Raw genomic sequence first — 16214 nt, forward strand, 5'->3', positions numbered from 1 at the left:
AATCAATCCTTAAAGCTTTTTTGCTATACTTTTATTTATAAAAAGTTTCTAAAAAGTGGAGCGTTAAAGCTTATGCAAATAAAAATTTATGATAGCATCAAAAAAGAAAAGGTGGAATTTGTCCCTATTGTAGAGGGGGAAGTGAGATTTTATGTATGCGGACCTACCGTATATGATGATTCGCATTTAGGGCATGCACGCAGTGCTATTGTATTTGATTTATGGAGAAGACTTTTAAGAGAAAATGGATACAAAGTTATTTTTGCTAAGAACTTTACCGATATTGATGATAAAATTATCAACAAATCGCTTCAAAGCGGAAAAAGCATTGAAGAAATCACGCAAACCTACACACAAAGATATCTTGATGAAATGCAAGCACTTTTAGTAGAAAGAGCAGATATTGAACCAAAAGCCACACAAAGTTTGGAAGCAATTTTTACACTTATTGATAAACTTTTATCTAAAGGCTATGCTTATAAAACCCAAAATGGAGATATTTATCTTTCAGTGCATAAAGATAAGCTTTATGGAAGCTTAAGCGGAAGAATCGCAGAACTAGAAAACCTTAGCAGAATCCAAAACAATGAACAAAAACAAGACAATAAAGACTTTGCTATCTGGAAAGGCTATAAAGGCGTAGGTGATATTGGTTACGATTCTCCTTTTGGTAAAGGGCGTCCTGGTTGGCATATTGAATGCTCGGCTATGATTGAAAAACATTTAGCCTATAAAGGAGAATATGCAATTGATATTCATGGAGGTGGGGCGGATTTACTCTTCCCTCATCATGAAAATGAAGCTTCACAAACCAGATGTGCCAACAATCAAACTCTAGCAAGATATTGGATTCATAATGGATTTGTTACCATTAATGGAGAAAAAATGGCAAAATCTTTGGGGAATAGCTTTTTTATAAAAGATGCTCTAAAACACTATGATGGGGAGATTTTACGCTTTTATCTTTTAAGCACACATTATAGAGCAGGATTAAATTTTAACGAAGAAGACTTGCTTGCCTGCAAAAAGCGTCTTGATAAAATCTATCGCCTAAAAAAACGCCTAGATTCCACAGAAAATACAGAAATATGCCCTAGCTTTAAAGAATCTTTTTTAGAGGCTTTAAGTGATGATTTAAATATCTCTAAAGCTTTAAGCATAGTAGATGACTTTATCACAAAGGCTAATGAATTTCTTGATACAAAACAAAAAGACAAACTTCCTCTTATTGTAGGCAATTTAATGCTAATACAAAAACTTTTAGGTATTGGTGGTAAAAATGCAGAAACTTATTTTCAATTAGGGGTTAGTGAAGAAGAAAAAGCTCAAATTGAAAGCTTAATCCAACAAAGGCTAGAAGCCAAAAAAGCCAAAGATTATCAAAAAGCAGATGCGATACGGCAAGATTTAGCAAATAGAGGAATCTCTATTATGGATACTCCAAAAGGAAGCGTATGGGAGAAACAATAAATCATCTTAGCCTCATTGCAATTTTTGGTATTGCTTTAATAGGAAGTTTTGGGCATTGCATTGGGATGTGCGGAGGAATTGTTTTGGCATATTGTGCTAAAATGGGAAAATCACAAAAAAGTAAATTAGAACTTGCTTTTTTGCATTTACTCTATAATCTTGGACGCATAAGCACCTATATTTTACTAGGAATCTTGGTGGGATTTTTAGGAAAATTATTTGTATTTAACGCATATTTTAAGGGAATTTTATTTATTTTTGCAGGTGTAATTATGATCTTAGCTGCTCTCTCTCTTTTAGGAAAAATCAAATTTTTAACTCTTATAGAACATTCCTTACAAGAGCAAAAATGGTATCAAAAAAGCTTCAAAAAATTCCTTGCTTTAAATTCCCCTTTAAGCCTTTATTTTTTAGGTTTTTTAAATGGATTATTGCCTTGTGGCTTTGTATATGTTTATCTTGCTTATGCTGCAGCCTCCTCCTCTCCATTTATGGGCGGAATTATTATGGGAGTTTTTGGGCTTGGAACAATTCCTGCTTTATTTATTATGGGATTTTTAGCAAACTCCCTTTTAAATAACGACAAACTAAGAAAAGTTGCACTCAGGCTCTCTGCACTTGCTATTATTGTGTTTGCTGGTTTTATGTTGCAAAAAGGATATATGTTTCTAACAAATCCAAATATCACCCATAAAATGCACAATATGGAACACACCCCTAAGGATACCCATGGCAAACTCTCTTAAAAATTTTCTTAATCCATTTGCTTTATTCTTAAGGCTTTTTAAATTAACATTATCTAAAGATTTTTGTTTGGAGTGTTTATGAAATTAATTCAGCTTATTCGTCCTTTTTTCTCTTCTGTAATTGTAGGAGTAGAGATTGATAGTAGGCAGTGCAATCTTACGTTAAGATTCTACAAAAAGGGAAAAATCACAAATACAATCCAAAAATCTTATAAAACACTTCCTGGGCAATTTCCCATTCAAGCTGTGAAATTTATCAATAAAACCAAAATAAAACACCCTTTTACCTATATTGCCACTCTTCCTAGTTCTATTGTGCAAGGAACAATCTACAAAGACGATGAAGAGGGCTTCCATCAATACGGAATCCGCAAGCAAGATATTTATTATGTCAAAAACTACCATTGGTATGCCTATGTAGGCAAAGATGGTGTTAGCGAAACAAAAAATCGCTTTTTAAAAACAGGGGTAGATTTTATCATTTCTCCTTTTATGGTGCTCTACTCCCTTAGCAAAGAACTTTTTCAAGAAGGTTGCAAACTCTATGTATTGTTTCAAAAAGCACATATTACTATGATTGTTACCAAACTTGGCAAAGGTGTTCTTTTTGGTGCTTATTATGTGCTTGAAAGTGAAATTGATAGCCAAATCAACCTTACAAGCAATCCCTTAAAAGTCGGTTTTGATGAACTAGAAAAGATAGATGTTACGCAAAATTTGCAAGATGAGCTAAATAGTATTGATCCAGTTGATGAGCTAGAAAATTTAGAAGATGATAATCTCATAAAAGAATTAAAAGGAGAAAGTAAAGAAGAAGAGGGAGAGGGAGAACAAGAAGGAAATTTTGATGATTTCTCCCGCGTAAGTAGTGCTGCAAAATTTATCCAACTTGCATTAAATGAGTTTTACACGAATGAAATTTATGAGAGTGAGTTTGTAGATGAAATTGTGATTTTTAACCCTCACAATATCAATGCAGATACACTAAAATATATACAAAATGCAACTATGCTAAATATCAATATTCAAACTTGTGATATTTCAGAAGTCTTAGCGCATTTAGGTTATGAATCTTTTAAACATTTTCAAGCAAAAGGGTTAGCATGAATTATAGCTTTACACAGCCAAACGCTAAAACACTCTTTAAAAAAGTAACAAAAATTTGGTGGGGTTATATTTTTTTAACTCTTTTTATTGTAGTGGGTTTTGTAGCCACCCTAAAAGTGCAAGAATATTTAATGTATTCTAAATTGCAAACTATCTTACAAGAACAAAAAGATGCTATTGCCACAATCAAAAACTACCAAAATACACTAGAAATAGAACAAAAAAAAGTGGATTTCTCTTCCTATCTTGCTAAACACAATACACTTTTAGAAGAAAGCGTACAAAATCTCTTTTCTATGATTCCAGAACAAATCACTTTAAGAAAAGTGCAAATGAATAAAGAAGAACTTATCCTCTATGGCACAACACCTTCTAAACAAATCTACACTTTCTTATTGGAAGTGCCACTAAGATCAGTTTTTCATCAAAGTAAAGCAGACTTTTATAGATTACCTAATGGTTGGTATAATTTTGTATCTATAAGCAAACTAAATAGGGAGCAACAATGAAAGCATTTTTTGCACAAATTGATTGGATAAGAAATACTTTCTTTTTTATTTTTTATTTCTTTTTAATTGCAGGGCTTTTTATAGGAGTTGTGAAGCCCTCTTTAGAAGATTTTCAAAAAAATAATGCAGATTATAGACGCGAAATTTATGTCTTAAAACAAATCAATTCCCAAAAAGAGAACGCACACAAAACACTTCTAGCTTTTCAAGAAACCCATAAAAATGTCTTAAGCACTTTTAAAAACAAGCCTACAAAAGAGTATATAAAGCAACAACTTTCTTCTATCTTCACTCAAGTAGATGTGGTAGAAGATGGAAAACCTACTTTAGAAAACTCCTATAAAATGCAAAAATTTATCGTTAGCGGAAGATTAAAAGATATTAACACACTCTATGCGTCTTTAAAACAAGTCTCACAAATTCAAGGTATGCTACGCTTTTCTTTTCCCATTCACATTGAAGAAGACAATGGAGTTTTAATACTTTCTTATAGAATAAATGCATACTATCAAGAATAATTTATCAACAAGGAAAAATAATGAAAACTAATCTTAAATACTTGCTACTCTCTTTAGCTTATATCCCATTTTTACTCAATGCTGGAGAGCTATGCGATCAAAAAACCAAAATTATTCAAGAAAAAATCAAGCTTTTAGAATCCTATCCAAACACACAAAATAAAATTGAAGGCTTAAAAATCGCATTACAAAAGCACAAAAGATTCTGCACAGATGAAAAAATCATCTATGAAGCAAAATCAAAAGTTGCAAAGCTAGATCAAAAAATCAAAGAAAAAGAAGAAGATAAAAAAGAGGCAGAATTTAAAGGCAAAAGTAGCAAAGTTGCAAAATTAGAGCAAAAAATCAAAGAGTTAGAAGAAGAAAGAGAAATTGAAATTTTATTTTTAAATAGTTTAGAAAAAGGAAAAAAATGAAAATCATCGCGAGTAATTTTAAAACAAACCATACAAGATCTAGCACTAAAGAATATTGCATCCATTTAGAAGAATTTTTAAATCATTTTAAAACACCCCATAAAATCACACTCTTTCCACCCTCTAGTGCTTTTTTAGAAAATAATTTTAAGCATTTTAAAATCGGTGCACAAAATGCCTATTTCACAAAAAATGGTTCTTTTAGCGGAGAAATAGGACAAGAACAGCTTGATGAATTCAAAATACAAACACTCCTCATAGGACATAGCGAAAGACGCGAGATTTTAAAAGAAGATCAAGCAATGTGTGCTAAAAAGTTTGCTTATTTTAGCGCATTAGATTATGAAATTTTTTACTGCATTGGAGAACCTTTAAATATCAAAGAAAAGGGCAAAGAAGCAATTTTAGACTATCTTTTAACACAGCTTAATGGGATAAATTTGGATTATTCTAAACTCATTATTGCTTATGAACCCATTTGGGCTATTGGCACAGGAATTAGTGCCACTTTAGAAGAAATTGAGCTTATCCATACAAATCTAAAGCAAAAATTAGGTAAAATCCCACTTCTTTATGGCGGAAGTGTCAATGCAAACAATATCCATGATATTATCTATCTAAACAATGTAGATGGCGCACTTATTGGAAGTGCAAGTTGGCAGGTTGAAAACTTTTGTCAAATTTTAAAAAATAGCTAAAGGAGATAAAATGATAATGCAAGGCAAAAAAGGCTTAATCGTAGGAGTAGCAAACAATAAATCCATTGCTTATGGAATCGCAAAATCATGCAAAGAGCAAGGGGCGACAATAGGACTAACCTATATGAACGAACAAATAGAAAAAAGGGTGCGTCCTATCGCAGAAGAGTTTGGCACTACACAATATGTATATGAGCTAGATGTAAGTAAAAAGGAGCATTTTAGTGCATTAAAAGAGCAAATTAAAAAAGATTTCGGAAAGCTTGATTTTTTAGTGCATAGTGTTGCTTTTGCACCCAAAGATGCACTAGATGGCAGCTTTTTAAACACTACAAAAGAAGCCTTTAATATTGCTATGGAAATTTCTGTTTATTCTTTTATTGAGCTATGTAGAGAACTAGAAGAAGTCTTAGCACCTAATGCTTCTATTTTAACTTTAAGCTATCTAGGGAGCGTAAAGCATGTAGCTCATTATAATGTTATGGGTGTGGCTAAGGCTGCTTTAGAATCAAGCGTAAGATATTTAGCACACGATCTTGGCGTAAAAGGCATTAGAGTAAATGCAATTTCAGCAGGTCCTATTAGAACTCTTGCTGCAAGTGGTATTGGGGATTTTAGATTTATTTTAAAATGGAATGAAGCCAACTCTCCATTGCGTAAAAATGTAAGTATTGAAGAAGTAGGAAACTCTGCTATGTATCTGCTCTCCCCTCTTTCTAGTGGCGTAAGTGGCGAGATTCATTATGTAGATTGTGGATACAATATCATGGGAATGTGTGCTGTGGAAGAAAAAGATGGCAAAGCCACAATGGTATGGGATAATATGCAATAAGGATAGATTTTGGAAGCACAACTTATGAATCTAGCGATTGAAACTTATAAAATCACGCTTATTTTGTCGCTTCCTATGCTTCTTGTTGGTTTGGTGGTGGGTTTGCTTATTAGTATTTTTCAAGCCACCACACAAATTAATGAAATGACATTAACTTTCGTGCCTAAAATCCTAGCAGTAATTGTTGTGATTATTTTTACAATGCCTTGGATGCTTAATATGCTTATGGATTTTACTATACGCATTTTTGATATGATGCCTACCTTTATTTTTTAAATGCAAAAAAAGCTTATTAATTTTAAAACCTACTCTAGCATAAAAGTAGGCGGTATCTGTGAAGTTTGCGAGATTTCTAGCCCACAAGATTATTACAATCTTTTACAAAATGGCACTCCTTTAAATATCATTGGCAAAGCAAACAACCTCCTTGTTGCACCTAATGCTAAGAATCTTATTGTTTTAAGCAAGGATTTTGATTATATTAAAGATTGTGGTGCATTTTTAGAAGTGGGTGCATTAACCCCTAGTGGCAAGCTTTTTTCTTATGCCAAAAAGCATAATTTAGCTGGTTTTGAGTTCTTGCGCGGGCTTCCAGGGTGCATAGGAGGCATTATCAAAATGAATGCGGGTTTAAAAAAATACGAGATTAAATCTAGTTTGCTTGGTATTTTATGCTTAAAAAATAGCTCTGAGCTAGAATTTATAAAGAGTGAGGAGCTAACTTTGGGCTATCGCACAAGCAACATCAACACACTCATTTTTGCAGGTATCTTCAAAAAAGATAAAGGTTTTAATGATAGCCTACCTCCCCTTTTTACCTCTATGCGTGAAAATCAACCTAGTGAGCCTAGTTTTGGAAGTTGTTTTAAGAATCCAAAAAATAATTATGCGGGTTTTTTGATTGAAAGCGTGGGGCTAAAAGGACAAAGATTTGGCAAAAACAAATCTTTAATGTTTAGCCAAAAGCACGCAAATTTTTTAGTAAATCTTGGAGATTCTGAGTTTTTTGAAGTTTTAGAACTTATAGAACTTGCAAAAAAACGCGTCTTTGAAAGACACAATCTTCTCTTAGAAGAAGAAGTGCAAATCTTTACCTAACGATAAGCTTTCTCTCCATGAAGTGCTTGATCTAGCCCATTTTCTTCCTCGCTATCTTCTACCCTTAATGTCGTATAAAAACTTATTATTTTTAAAATCACAAAACTTGCACACAAAGAGAGTGAAAAACAAGCTACAACTGCTATAATTTGTGCCCCCAAAAGACTAAAATCTCCACTATAAAAAAGCCCATCTTTTAAGCCTTCTTGTGCGATGATTCCATTTACTTCACTTGTAGCAAACAATCCAGTCGCAATTCCTCCCCAAATACCTCCAACCCCATGCAAACCAAAAGCATCTAGCGTATCATCATAGCCCATTTTTGCCTTTAATGTGCTAATTGCAAAAAAGCAAATCGGAGAAGCCAAAAAACCTATTAAAAGTGCGCTAATAGCACTCACATACCCACAAGCAGGAGTGATAGCTACAAGCCCTGCAATAATCCCTGTAAGACTACCTAAAAGTGTTGGTTTTCCAAACTTTACCCATTCTATCATAACCCATGATAACACCGCCCCAACGACAGCTAGATTGCTATTAATAAAAGCATTTACTGCTACCATATTGACACTTAAAGCACTTCCTGTGTTAAATCCAAGCCAGCCAAGCCACAAAAATACAGCCCCTATAAAAGATAAAGGAAGACTATGAGGCAAAATACCTCTTGCGCTCTTTCTTTTGCCCACCATAACAGCCCCTACAAGCCCAGCAACACCTGCTGCAATATGCACAACACCTCCACCTGCAAAATCAAGTGAGCCTATTTTCATAAGCCAACCACTCCCCCAAACCCAATGCGCTAACACATCATAAACAAAAATACTCCAAAATAAAACAAAAATCAAAAGAACCCCAAAACGCATTCTCTCTACAAACGCACCTGTAATAATTGCTGAACCAATAATTGCAAAAAGCATTTGAAAAAACATAAAAAGCTTCTGTGGCACACCTCCTACAAAGCCCCCATCAACCCCTAATGCAAAAATATATTCTAACCCTCCAATCAATCCATAATTATCCTCACCAAAAGCTAGAGTGTAGCCAAGCACAATCCACTGCAAAGCAACTAAAGAAAAAACAACAATACATACAATTAATGTATTTAACACATTGATTTTTCTAACCATACCTCCATAAAATAGCCCCAAAGCAGGAGTCATCAAAATAACTAACAAAGAAGAAAAAATCAAAAATACCGTATCACTACTAGAAAACTCTCCACCACTAGCAAATACAACATTACACAAGCACAAAAAAATAAATAAAAATTTCATTATTTTCCCTTAAAAACTAAATTGCATCTTCCCCTTCTTCACCAGTGCGAATGCGTATCACATTTAAAACAGGAAGCACTATAATTTTCCCATCACCCATTTTTCCGGTGTTAAGACATTTTTTGGCAATTTCAATCACAAGCTCTAACATACTCTCTTTAGTAAGTATTTCTACCTTAACTTTAGGGATTAAATCAATCGTAGTTTCACTCCCACGATAAATTTCCACCTTACCCTTTTGATTACCCGCACCCATTACATTACTCACACTCATTCCTTTAATCCCTCTTGCATAAAGGGATTCCTTTAAAAGATTTAATTTTTCAGAACGCGTGATAATTTCAACTTTATAGATATTTTCCATAGCTCTCCTTTATGAAATTTTAGATACAATGCTTTATTTTTAAAATTATACAAAATAAAACTTAAATTATAAAATTAATTTAAAATTTTAAGAATAATTTTATTAAAAAATTTTGCTAAAATAATAGCCTTTAAAAAAGCTTTTGGAGAATCTTTTGGTAAAAGTGGCAAATATCACTGAATTTCTTTCTTTAGAACCTTCTTTTATAATAGATGTAAGATCTCCTAGAGAGTTTGCTTATTCTCATATTCCAAACGCCCTAAATTACCCTGTTTTAAAAGATAGCGAGTATGAGAAAATCGGCACAATTTATAAGCAAAACTCCTTTAATGCAAAAGCTATGGGAGCAAGTTTTGTGTGTCAAAATATCGCGAACCATCTTCTAGAGCTAAAAGACATCTTAAGCCCTGCTAAGCCTTTTGGCATATATTGTGCTAGAGGGGGTATGCGAAGTCATTCATTTTATGAAGTGTTAAAAAAAATAGGTTATCAAGTCATCTTACTAGAGGGGGGCTATAAGGCTTATCGCACTGAGGTTTTAAAATATCTTAACACCCCTTTAAAACATCGCTTCATCACACTCATAGGACAAACTGGCTGTGGAAAAAGCGAGATTATTCATTCTTTTGCTAATTCTCTTGATATTGAGAGCTTAGCAAGGCATTTTGGTTCTAGTTTTGGTGGAGTTTTAGGAGCACAACCTAGTATGAAATACTTCTATGATTTACTTTTTATGCACTTAAGAAAACTAGAAAATGCACCCTTTGTGCTAGTTGAGGGTGAGAGTAAAAAGCTAGGAAGTTTGATTTTGCCCTCTTTGCTTTATGAAACCTACCATAAAGCAGAAAAGATTCTCATCCTCTCTCCATTAGAAGATAGGATAAAGCGTATCATCGCACAATATGGTAAAATTAGCAAAGAGTTTTTTGAAACTTCTATGCAAAAAATAGCACCTTTTATGAAAAAAAATTTTTGGGAAGAAGCAAAAAGTGCATTTTATGCTAAAAATCTAGAAAAAGTTGCAGAAATTTTACTTTTAGAATACTATGATAAGGTTTATAAAAAAGATAGTTTTTCACACAGCATTATGCACACAAACATACAAAATACACTGCAAGAAATACAAGATTTTGCAAATACTTTAAAATAAAGGAATACTTTTGGATAATTATGAATATAGCAAACTTTTAAAAGAACTTGAAATTAAAATTGATAATATTACAAAAATTATGCAACCTAGCAAACTACAAGCTAGATTTGAAGAAATAGAAAAAAAGGAGCAAGAAAAAGAATTCTGGGAAGATGCTAAAAAAGCAGCCGAACTGCAAAAAGAAAAAAAACGCATTGAAAGGCAGCTTAGCAAATACAATTCCGCTAAAAATGCACTAGAAGATGCTAAAGAGCTTTTTGAAATCTCTCAAGATGATGAAGAAACCCTTACTTTATTATTTGAAGAAGCGGGGGTTTTAGAACATGAGATTAGAAGCGCAGAAATTGAAGTTATGCTAAAGGGTGAGCTTGATTCAAATAATGCGATTTTTACTATAACGCCCGGTGCGGGTGGGACAGAATCGCAAGATTGGGCTAGCATACTTTATCGTATGTATTTGCGTTGGGCTGAGCGTAGAGGGTTTAAAGTAGAGCTTTTAGATTATCAAGAGGGCGATGAAGCAGGAATTAAAGATGCAAGCTTTATCATCAAAGGCGAAAATGCCTATGGATATGCTAAGGTGGAAAATGGGATTCACCGCCTTGTTAGAATCTCGCCTTTTGATTCAAATGCTAACCGCCACACAAGCTTTGCTTCTGTAATGGTAACTCCTGAAGTGGATGATAATATTGATATAGAAATAGAAGAAAAAGATTTGCGTATTGATACTTATAGAGCTTCAGGAGCAGGAGGACAACATGTCAATAAAACAGAATCTGCTATTCGTATCACTCACGCTCCAACAGGAATTGTCGTGCAATGCCAAAATGATAGAAGCCAACACAAAAACAAAGCCACCGCCTTAAAAATGCTAAAATCAAAGCTCTATGAGCTAGAACGACAAAAAAGAGATGAGCAAAATTCCGTCCAAGAAAAAAGCGAGATTGGCTGGGGACATCAGATTAGAAGCTATGTGCTAACCCCCTACCAACAAGTTAAAGATTTACGCTCTAACCTAGCTTATACAAATGTAAATGATATTTTAGATGGCGATATTGATGCGATTTTAGAGGGAGTTTTAATCCATATAAATTCTGCCACATAACCCCCCTCTCCTCCCCTAAAAACAACATTTTAATAATCCTTAACAAAGCAATAAAATTTACGCCACCCCCCATAAAAGCAATTTTAAATCTTTTACATAAATCCTAAAGCTTCATAAAATTTTTTAATATCTTCTTTCCATTTTGGCTAAGGATGGCTTCAGGATGAAATTGTAATCCATAAATATCGTATTTTTTATGTTTAATTGCCATAATAATACCTTTTTCATTCTGTGCTAAAACCTTACAACTTTTAGGCATTTTACTAATGTGTAAAGAATGGTATTGACAAATTTTAGGCTTTCTTTTAAGGTTTTTAAAGATTCTATCCTCTTTAAATTTTAAAAAGGAAACCTTGCCATGGATTGGATTTTCTAATCTAGTTACCTCTCCTAAAAATGCTTCTGCAATACACTGATGTCCTAGACAAATCCCTAAAATCTTCTTCTTTTTTCTAAAATGCAAAATCGCTTCTTGTGAATTTTTGGCCTCTTTTGGAGAGTTTGGGCCTGGAGAGATAATCAGATGACTAAATTTAATTTTTTCTAACTCCTTTGGACTTTCAAATGAATCATTTTTAATTACCTTGCACTTAAAACCTAATTCTTTTAAATAAAATACTATCGTATAAGTAAAAGAGTCATAATTATCAATCATCAAAACACGCTTCAAAGCCTAACCTCTCTTAATCCTCGCACAGAGTTGAATGCATAGATTTTACTTGCTTCTTGCAAATCTTTTTTAGATATTTTTGCTTCTTTAATAAGTCCCAAATTTAGCAAAAATTCTCTATAAATCCCATTTAGCAATCCACATTCTAAACTAGGCGTATAAAATTCCCCTTGTTTTTGGATAAGAATATTTGTCCGCGTCCCCTCACACAACTCACCTAGCTCATTAAAAAACACCACATCATAGCACAAATCTTCTCTCCATTTATGACTTTGTGCCTCATAAAGCCCTCTAAAAGAGCTTTTAAAATATAAAGAATCGCTCTTTGAATTTAAGGTAATATCACTTAAAAGCAATTTATCGTTCAAACTATGTTTTATAGGAAAACTCTGCAAATCATATGCACCATTTTTATATAAAACAAGCCTTAAAATACAATCTTTTTGTGGGGCTTCTTGCAATCTATAAGGATACAAAAGGCAATGTTCTTCTTGAAATAACTTTTGATTTAGCATAAAAATATCTAATGTTTTAAATGCATCTAAATTAATTTTTTCTTCTAAAACTTCCCAAAAATCTTTTGTGATTTTGCCTGTGTTGAAATTCAACTTCAATGCACTTTCCAAAAGTCTTTGCAAATGTTGCTTTAAAAATAAGATTTTATTATTTTTATAAAGCATTGTTTCAAAAAGATAAAAATCCTCATTTTTTAAAAACTTAGTTTTTAAATGCAGCTCGCAAAACTCTTCATTTTCTTTAGAATCCCACACCAAACCACTTCCCACACCATAATGATAAATATTATCCTTTTGTTCTAGCGTTCTTATTGCTACGCTAAATTTACTTTTATTTTTAGAAATTAGCCCTATACTCCCACAATAAATCCCCCTTTCTCTAGCCTCTAAGCTAGAAATTAGTCGCATAGTTTCTAGCTTTGGAGCACCCGTAATAGAACCGCAAGGAAAAAGCGCTTTAAAAATATCATAAAAGCCTATGCCCTTTTTAAGCCTCCCTTTAATCTTAGAAGTCATTTGATGCAAAGTAGGCAATGTCTGCACTCTAAAAAGCTTTTCTTTTAGACTATGTTTTTGGATAATCTTAGATAAATCATTCCTTAATAAATCCACTATCATCACATTTTCACTTAAATTTTTAACATCTTTTTGTAAAAATTTCTTATTTTTTCTATCTTGTTTTTTATTATGCGCGCGTTTGCTTGTGCCTTTCATAGGCTCTGTGAGGATATTTCTGCCTTTAGTTTTAAAGAATAATTCTGGAGAAAAAGATAGAATATAACCCTCTTGCATAGGTAAAAACGCCTTAAAAGAAGTATTTTGCCTTTGCAATAAAAGATTAAATAACCTAAAAGGTTCTATTTTACTTGAAAATTTTATTTCTTGTGTGAGATTGACTTGATAGCTCTGCCCTTTTGCAATGGCATTTTTTACTTTTTTAAAGTTATTTGCATACTCTTTTTTGTCTAAAGTTTGCAAAAATGTAGGCATAAACTCTTTTTTACAAACTTTTTTGGGCTTAAATTTTTTTCTTTTTTTAAAGGCAAAAAAGCCTAAATACGCCTTGTTGCTTTTATAACTCTCATCTTCTAAATAGCGATAAAATTCATAATCTATACAGCCTATAAAAAAGAATTTATGCTTATTTTTTTCTATAAATTTAAAGCATTGCTTACTTTCTTTTTGGTTATAAGCTTTTAAAATATGTTTTAGTTCATAATACAAATAATCATCAAAAATAGCGAAATTTTCTTTAGGACTTGTGTTTTTCATAAAACGGATAATACTTTAAAAGTATTTTAGAGGAGCTTAAAAAAAGAATTAGGGCTTTACAAAGCCAAAAAGCTTTGTAAAATTATAGTTTGTCTGCGTTTTCTGCTAGGTATTCTGCTACACCTTTAGCATCCGCTTTCATACCTTTATCACCTTTGTTCCAACCTGCTGGACAAACTTCACCATGTGCTTCAAAGAATGTTAGTGCATCGCACATTCTTAACATTTCGTCCATATTTCTACCAAGTGGAAGATCGTTAATCACTGCATGTCTTACAACTTGATTTTTATCAATTAAAAATGATCCTCTTAGTGCAACAGCCTCATCAATTAAAACTTCATAATCTCTTGAAATTTGTTTTGTAATATCTGATACCATTGGGAATTGAACTTGACCAATACCACCTTCTTTTACAGGAGTATTTTTCCATGCAAAGTGCACTACATCTGAGTCAATAGATACACCAATTACATTAAAACCTTTTTCTGCAAAATCTTTTACTCTATGATCCATAGCAATAATCTCTGATGGACAAACAAATGTAAAGTCTTTTGGCCAAAAGAATACAACTGCACCATTTTTACCAAGATTTTTTGACAATTCAAAATTATCAACGATTTGGTTATCTGCTAAAACTGCTGGTGCTTTAAAATCTGGAGCTTTTTTTGTTACTAACATATCTAATCCTTTATAAAAATAATTTGTTGATAAAAAATATCAATAAAGTAATTGTAGCGGATTATAAATAAATTTAATATTAAGAGCTTTATATTTTTGAAGGCTTTGGTTAGTTTTTAGATTTTATAAGATTTAATGTATCAAATCGCCACATTATAAGCAAGAAGATTCTTGCTTATAAATTATAGATACCCTGCTACCAAAGCTAGGAAATATCCAGCAATACAAGAAGTGATTACCCCAATAAGTCCAGGTAAAATAAAGCTATGGTTGATTACAAATCTACCAATATGCGTTGTGCCTGAACGGTCAAATTGAATGGTTGCTAAATCGCTTGGGTAAGTAGGTAAGATATAATATCCATAGCAAGCTGCTGCAAAAGCTACAATAATACCTGGTTCTACTCCAATCCCTAAAGCCAAAGGCACAAATGCTGCAATAGCCGCTGCTTGAGAATTTACAAATTTTGAAATAAGCAAAAGCATAATTGCATAAGTCCAAGGCTTGTCTGTTACTATATCTCCAAGCGCTTCCTTCATCATAGGAGTATGCACCGCAAACATAGTATCTGCCATCCATGAAATTCCAAACACAGCAACAAGTGCTATCATACCAGATTTAAAGATCTCATTAGAGCCAATTTTCTTCGCATCGGTTTTTGTAAAGATGATAATCAAAGCTCCAGCAAGTAACATAAACATCTGAATCACATTGACCATAGAAATATAATCATAACTAGGATTGCCTAGCTTGTCTTTTAGAGGAATTGCTGTGATTTTTTGCTCTTTTAGCGCTTCTTTAAATTCACTTGTATTCTCACCTGCTTCATTTAAAGTATTACTTTGATCAAAACCAAGTGCTTCAAGATCCACAATTCCCTTGTTTGTGCCATTTGGTGTCCATTGCACCATTGCATTAATTTCTGCCTTATAAGCCATCTTTTGTCCCCAGTTTGGCTTTAAGCTATCAAAAGCACCGATGAGTGCTACAAGTGCAATCGCTCCTAAGAAAATCCACATAGCTACCCAATTACTTGTAGGAAGCTTCACACCAAGCAGAGTTTTGGCATCTCCATACACATATTTTTTAAATTCAGGATCTTTAAGTCTCTCTTGAAACTCTTCATCTTTATCTAAATCTTTCCCTCTAAACCATGAGAAAATCCCCACACATAAAACACCAAAAAGAGTGCTAGGAATGGTAATTTGCAAAAGATTAATATAACCATCAAAACCCGCCAACTTATGATTAGCAGTTAAAAGTAAAGCTGTTAGAGAAACTACCGCAACCGATACAGGAGAAGCGATAATCCCCATTTGCGAAGAGATAGAAGCCGCAGCCATAGGGCGTTCTGGACGGATTCCGTTTTTAATAGCAATATCATAAATAATTGGCATAATTGTATAAACCACATGTCCAGTTCCACAAAGTATAGTTAAAAAGCAAGTTACAAAAGGTGCTAAAATGGTTAAAAACTTTGGATTGCGTCTTAAGATTCGTTCAGCAATTTGCAGCATAACATCTAAACCACCACTCGCTTGAAGCGTAGCACTTGCAACAACAACTGCTAAAATTGTTAGCATTACATCAATAGCAGGTTTTCCTGGTTTAATGTGAAATGCAAAAACAAGCATTAAAATACCAATTCCGCCTAGCAAACCTAAGGCGATTCCACCCTTTTTTGCTCCATAGAATAAACAAGCAAGCACGACAATTAGCTGAATGGCAAATTGTGTGCCTTCATTTAGGTTAGTTAAAAATTCCATAACCCCTTACTCCTTTCTAAAAAAA

At 33.1% G+C, this 16214-nt stretch carries 18 protein-coding genes; 12 read left to right on the top strand and 6 right to left on the bottom strand.

All coding sequences use genetic code 11. The annotated features are described in order from the left end of the window. Positions 1-72: 72 nt before the first annotated feature. The 10 genes from cysS (at position 73) to EBF09_RS02620 (ending at position 7394) form a co-directional block, all read left to right on the top strand. Positions 73-1470: a cysteine--tRNA ligase gene (gene cysS, locus EBF09_RS02575; protein WP_121763620.1), complete on the top strand. Its 1398-nt coding sequence runs from the start codon at positions 73-75 to the stop codon at positions 1468-1470. Continuing rightward, on the top strand, positions 1455-2216 hold the full coding sequence (locus EBF09_RS02580) for a sulfite exporter TauE/SafE family protein (protein ID WP_232817631.1): 762 nt from the start codon (positions 1455-1457) through the stop codon (positions 2214-2216). The genes cysS and EBF09_RS02580 overlap by 16 nt, the downstream gene beginning before the upstream one ends. Positions 2217-2294: 78 nt before the next feature. Continuing rightward, complete coding sequence (locus tag EBF09_RS02585) at positions 2295-3323, top strand: hypothetical protein (protein ID WP_121763580.1); 1029 nt, start codon at positions 2295-2297, stop codon at positions 3321-3323. After that, entirely contained in the window at positions 3320-3832 is a 513-nt protein-coding gene (locus EBF09_RS02590) for a hypothetical protein (protein ID WP_121763581.1), read from the top strand. The genes EBF09_RS02585 and EBF09_RS02590 overlap by 4 nt, the downstream gene beginning before the upstream one ends. Further along, positions 3829-4350: a hypothetical protein gene (locus EBF09_RS02595; RefSeq protein ID WP_121763582.1), complete on the top strand. Its 522-nt coding sequence runs from the start codon at positions 3829-3831 to the stop codon at positions 4348-4350. The genes EBF09_RS02590 and EBF09_RS02595 overlap by 4 nt, the downstream gene beginning before the upstream one ends. A 20-nt stretch (positions 4351-4370) precedes the next feature. After that, entirely contained in the window at positions 4371-4766 is a 396-nt protein-coding gene (locus tag EBF09_RS02600) for a DUF1090 family protein (protein ID WP_121763583.1), read from the top strand. Then, on the top strand, positions 4763-5464 hold the full coding sequence (locus EBF09_RS02605; protein ID WP_121763584.1) for a triose-phosphate isomerase: 702 nt from the start codon (positions 4763-4765) through the stop codon (positions 5462-5464). Before EBF09_RS02600 ends, EBF09_RS02605 begins: the two co-directional genes overlap by 4 nt. 10 nt (positions 5465-5474) lie before the next feature. Then, positions 5475-6296 carry an enoyl-ACP reductase FabI gene (gene fabI, locus EBF09_RS02610; RefSeq protein WP_121763585.1) on the top strand — a complete coding sequence of 274 codons (822 nt, stop codon included), beginning with the start codon at positions 5475-5477 and terminating at the stop codon, positions 6294-6296. A gap of 9 nt (positions 6297-6305) precedes the next feature. Further along, positions 6306-6572 carry a flagellar biosynthesis protein FliQ gene (gene fliQ / locus EBF09_RS02615; protein ID WP_121763586.1) on the top strand — a complete coding sequence of 89 codons (267 nt, stop codon included), beginning with the start codon at positions 6306-6308 and terminating at the stop codon, positions 6570-6572. Further along, complete coding sequence (locus EBF09_RS02620) at positions 6573-7394, top strand: UDP-N-acetylmuramate dehydrogenase (protein ID WP_121763587.1); 822 nt, start codon at positions 6573-6575, stop codon at positions 7392-7394. Here the strand turns inward: EBF09_RS02620 and EBF09_RS02625 are convergent. Together EBF09_RS02625 and EBF09_RS02630 are read right to left on the bottom strand one after the other, a co-directional pair. After that, entirely contained in the window at positions 7391-8671 is a 1281-nt protein-coding gene (locus tag EBF09_RS02625; RefSeq protein ID WP_408609804.1) for an ammonium transporter, read from the bottom strand. The two genes, EBF09_RS02620 and EBF09_RS02625, sit on opposite strands and share 4 nt — an antisense overlap. Positions 8672-8684: 13 nt before the next feature. After that, the gene (locus EBF09_RS02630) at positions 8685-9032 is read right to left on the bottom strand and encodes a P-II family nitrogen regulator (protein WP_121763589.1); all 348 of its coding nucleotides are present in this window, start codon (positions 9030-9032) and stop codon (positions 8685-8687) included. A gap of 142 nt (positions 9033-9174) precedes the next feature. Between EBF09_RS02630 and mnmH the strand changes: the two genes are divergently transcribed. Continuing rightward, a complete protein-coding gene (gene mnmH / locus EBF09_RS02635; RefSeq protein WP_232817632.1) occupies positions 9175-10182 on the top strand; it encodes a tRNA 2-selenouridine(34) synthase MnmH in 1008 nt (335 codons plus the stop codon). 10 nt (positions 10183-10192) lie between these two features. Continuing rightward, a complete protein-coding gene (prfB, locus tag EBF09_RS02640; RefSeq protein ID WP_121763591.1) occupies positions 10193-11287 on the top strand; it encodes a peptide chain release factor 2 in 1095 nt (364 codons plus the stop codon). Positions 11288-11390: 103 nt separating this feature from the next. On the opposite strand, the gene EBF09_RS02645 is transcribed toward prfB, so the two are convergent. The 4 genes from EBF09_RS02645 to EBF09_RS02660 all read right to left on the bottom strand — a co-directional run bounded on the left by EBF09_RS02645 (position 11391) and on the right by EBF09_RS02660 (position 16189). After that, entirely contained in the window at positions 11391-11957 is a 567-nt protein-coding gene (locus EBF09_RS02645) for an anthranilate synthase component II (RefSeq protein ID WP_121763592.1), read from the bottom strand. Continuing rightward, positions 11954-13744: a bifunctional anthranilate synthase component I family protein/class IV aminotransferase gene (locus tag EBF09_RS02650; protein ID WP_121763593.1), complete on the bottom strand. Its 1791-nt coding sequence runs from the start codon at positions 13742-13744 to the stop codon at positions 11954-11956. Before EBF09_RS02650 ends, EBF09_RS02645 begins: the two co-directional genes overlap by 4 nt. Before the next feature lie 82 nt (positions 13745-13826). Further along, positions 13827-14423 carry a peroxiredoxin gene (locus EBF09_RS02655; protein ID WP_121763594.1) on the bottom strand — a complete coding sequence of 199 codons (597 nt, stop codon included), beginning with the start codon at positions 14421-14423 and terminating at the stop codon, positions 13827-13829. Positions 14424-14605: 182 nt separating this feature from the next. Then, the gene (locus EBF09_RS02660) at positions 14606-16189 is read right to left on the bottom strand and encodes an anaerobic C4-dicarboxylate transporter (protein WP_121763595.1); all 1584 of its coding nucleotides are present in this window, start codon (positions 16187-16189) and stop codon (positions 14606-14608) included. Positions 16190-16214 lie beyond the last annotated feature (25 nt).

Origin of the sequence: Helicobacter burdigaliensis, from assembly GCF_003670295.1 — a bacterium.
GTDB classification, from domain to species: domain Bacteria; phylum Campylobacterota; class Campylobacteria; order Campylobacterales; family Helicobacteraceae; genus Helicobacter_D; species Helicobacter_D burdigaliensis.

Excerpts from the sequence above, each read along its gene's own strand:
- EBF09_RS02660 (WP_121763595.1), bottom strand. The coding sequence starts at position 16,189 with ATGGAATTTTTAACTAACCTAAATGAAGGCACACAATTTGCCATTCAG.
- EBF09_RS02655 (WP_121763594.1), bottom strand. The coding sequence starts at position 14,423 with ATGTTAGTAACAAAAAAAGCTCCAGATTTTAAAGCACCAGCAGTTTTA.
- EBF09_RS02595 (WP_121763582.1), top strand. The coding sequence starts at position 3,829 with ATGAAAGCATTTTTTGCACAAATTGATTGGATAAGAAATACTTTCTTT.
- EBF09_RS02630 (WP_121763589.1), bottom strand. The coding sequence starts at position 9,032 with ATGGAAAATATCTATAAAGTTGAAATTATCACGCGTTCTGAAAAATTA.
- cysS (WP_121763620.1), top strand. The coding sequence starts at position 73 with ATGCAAATAAAAATTTATGATAGCATCAAAAAAGAAAAGGTGGAATTT.
- fabI (WP_121763585.1), top strand. The coding sequence starts at position 5,475 with ATGATAATGCAAGGCAAAAAAGGCTTAATCGTAGGAGTAGCAAACAAT.
- EBF09_RS02585 (WP_121763580.1), top strand. The coding sequence starts at position 2,295 with ATGAAATTAATTCAGCTTATTCGTCCTTTTTTCTCTTCTGTAATTGTA.
- EBF09_RS02605 (WP_121763584.1), top strand. The coding sequence starts at position 4,763 with ATGAAAATCATCGCGAGTAATTTTAAAACAAACCATACAAGATCTAGC.
- EBF09_RS02620 (WP_121763587.1), top strand. The coding sequence starts at position 6,573 with ATGCAAAAAAAGCTTATTAATTTTAAAACCTACTCTAGCATAAAAGTA.
- EBF09_RS02590 (WP_121763581.1), top strand. The coding sequence starts at position 3,320 with ATGAATTATAGCTTTACACAGCCAAACGCTAAAACACTCTTTAAAAAA.
- EBF09_RS02600 (WP_121763583.1), top strand. The coding sequence starts at position 4,371 with ATGAAAACTAATCTTAAATACTTGCTACTCTCTTTAGCTTATATCCCA.
- EBF09_RS02580 (WP_232817631.1), top strand. The coding sequence starts at position 1,455 with ATGGGAGAAACAATAAATCATCTTAGCCTCATTGCAATTTTTGGTATT.
- EBF09_RS02650 (WP_121763593.1), bottom strand. The coding sequence starts at position 13,744 with ATGAAAAACACAAGTCCTAAAGAAAATTTCGCTATTTTTGATGATTAT.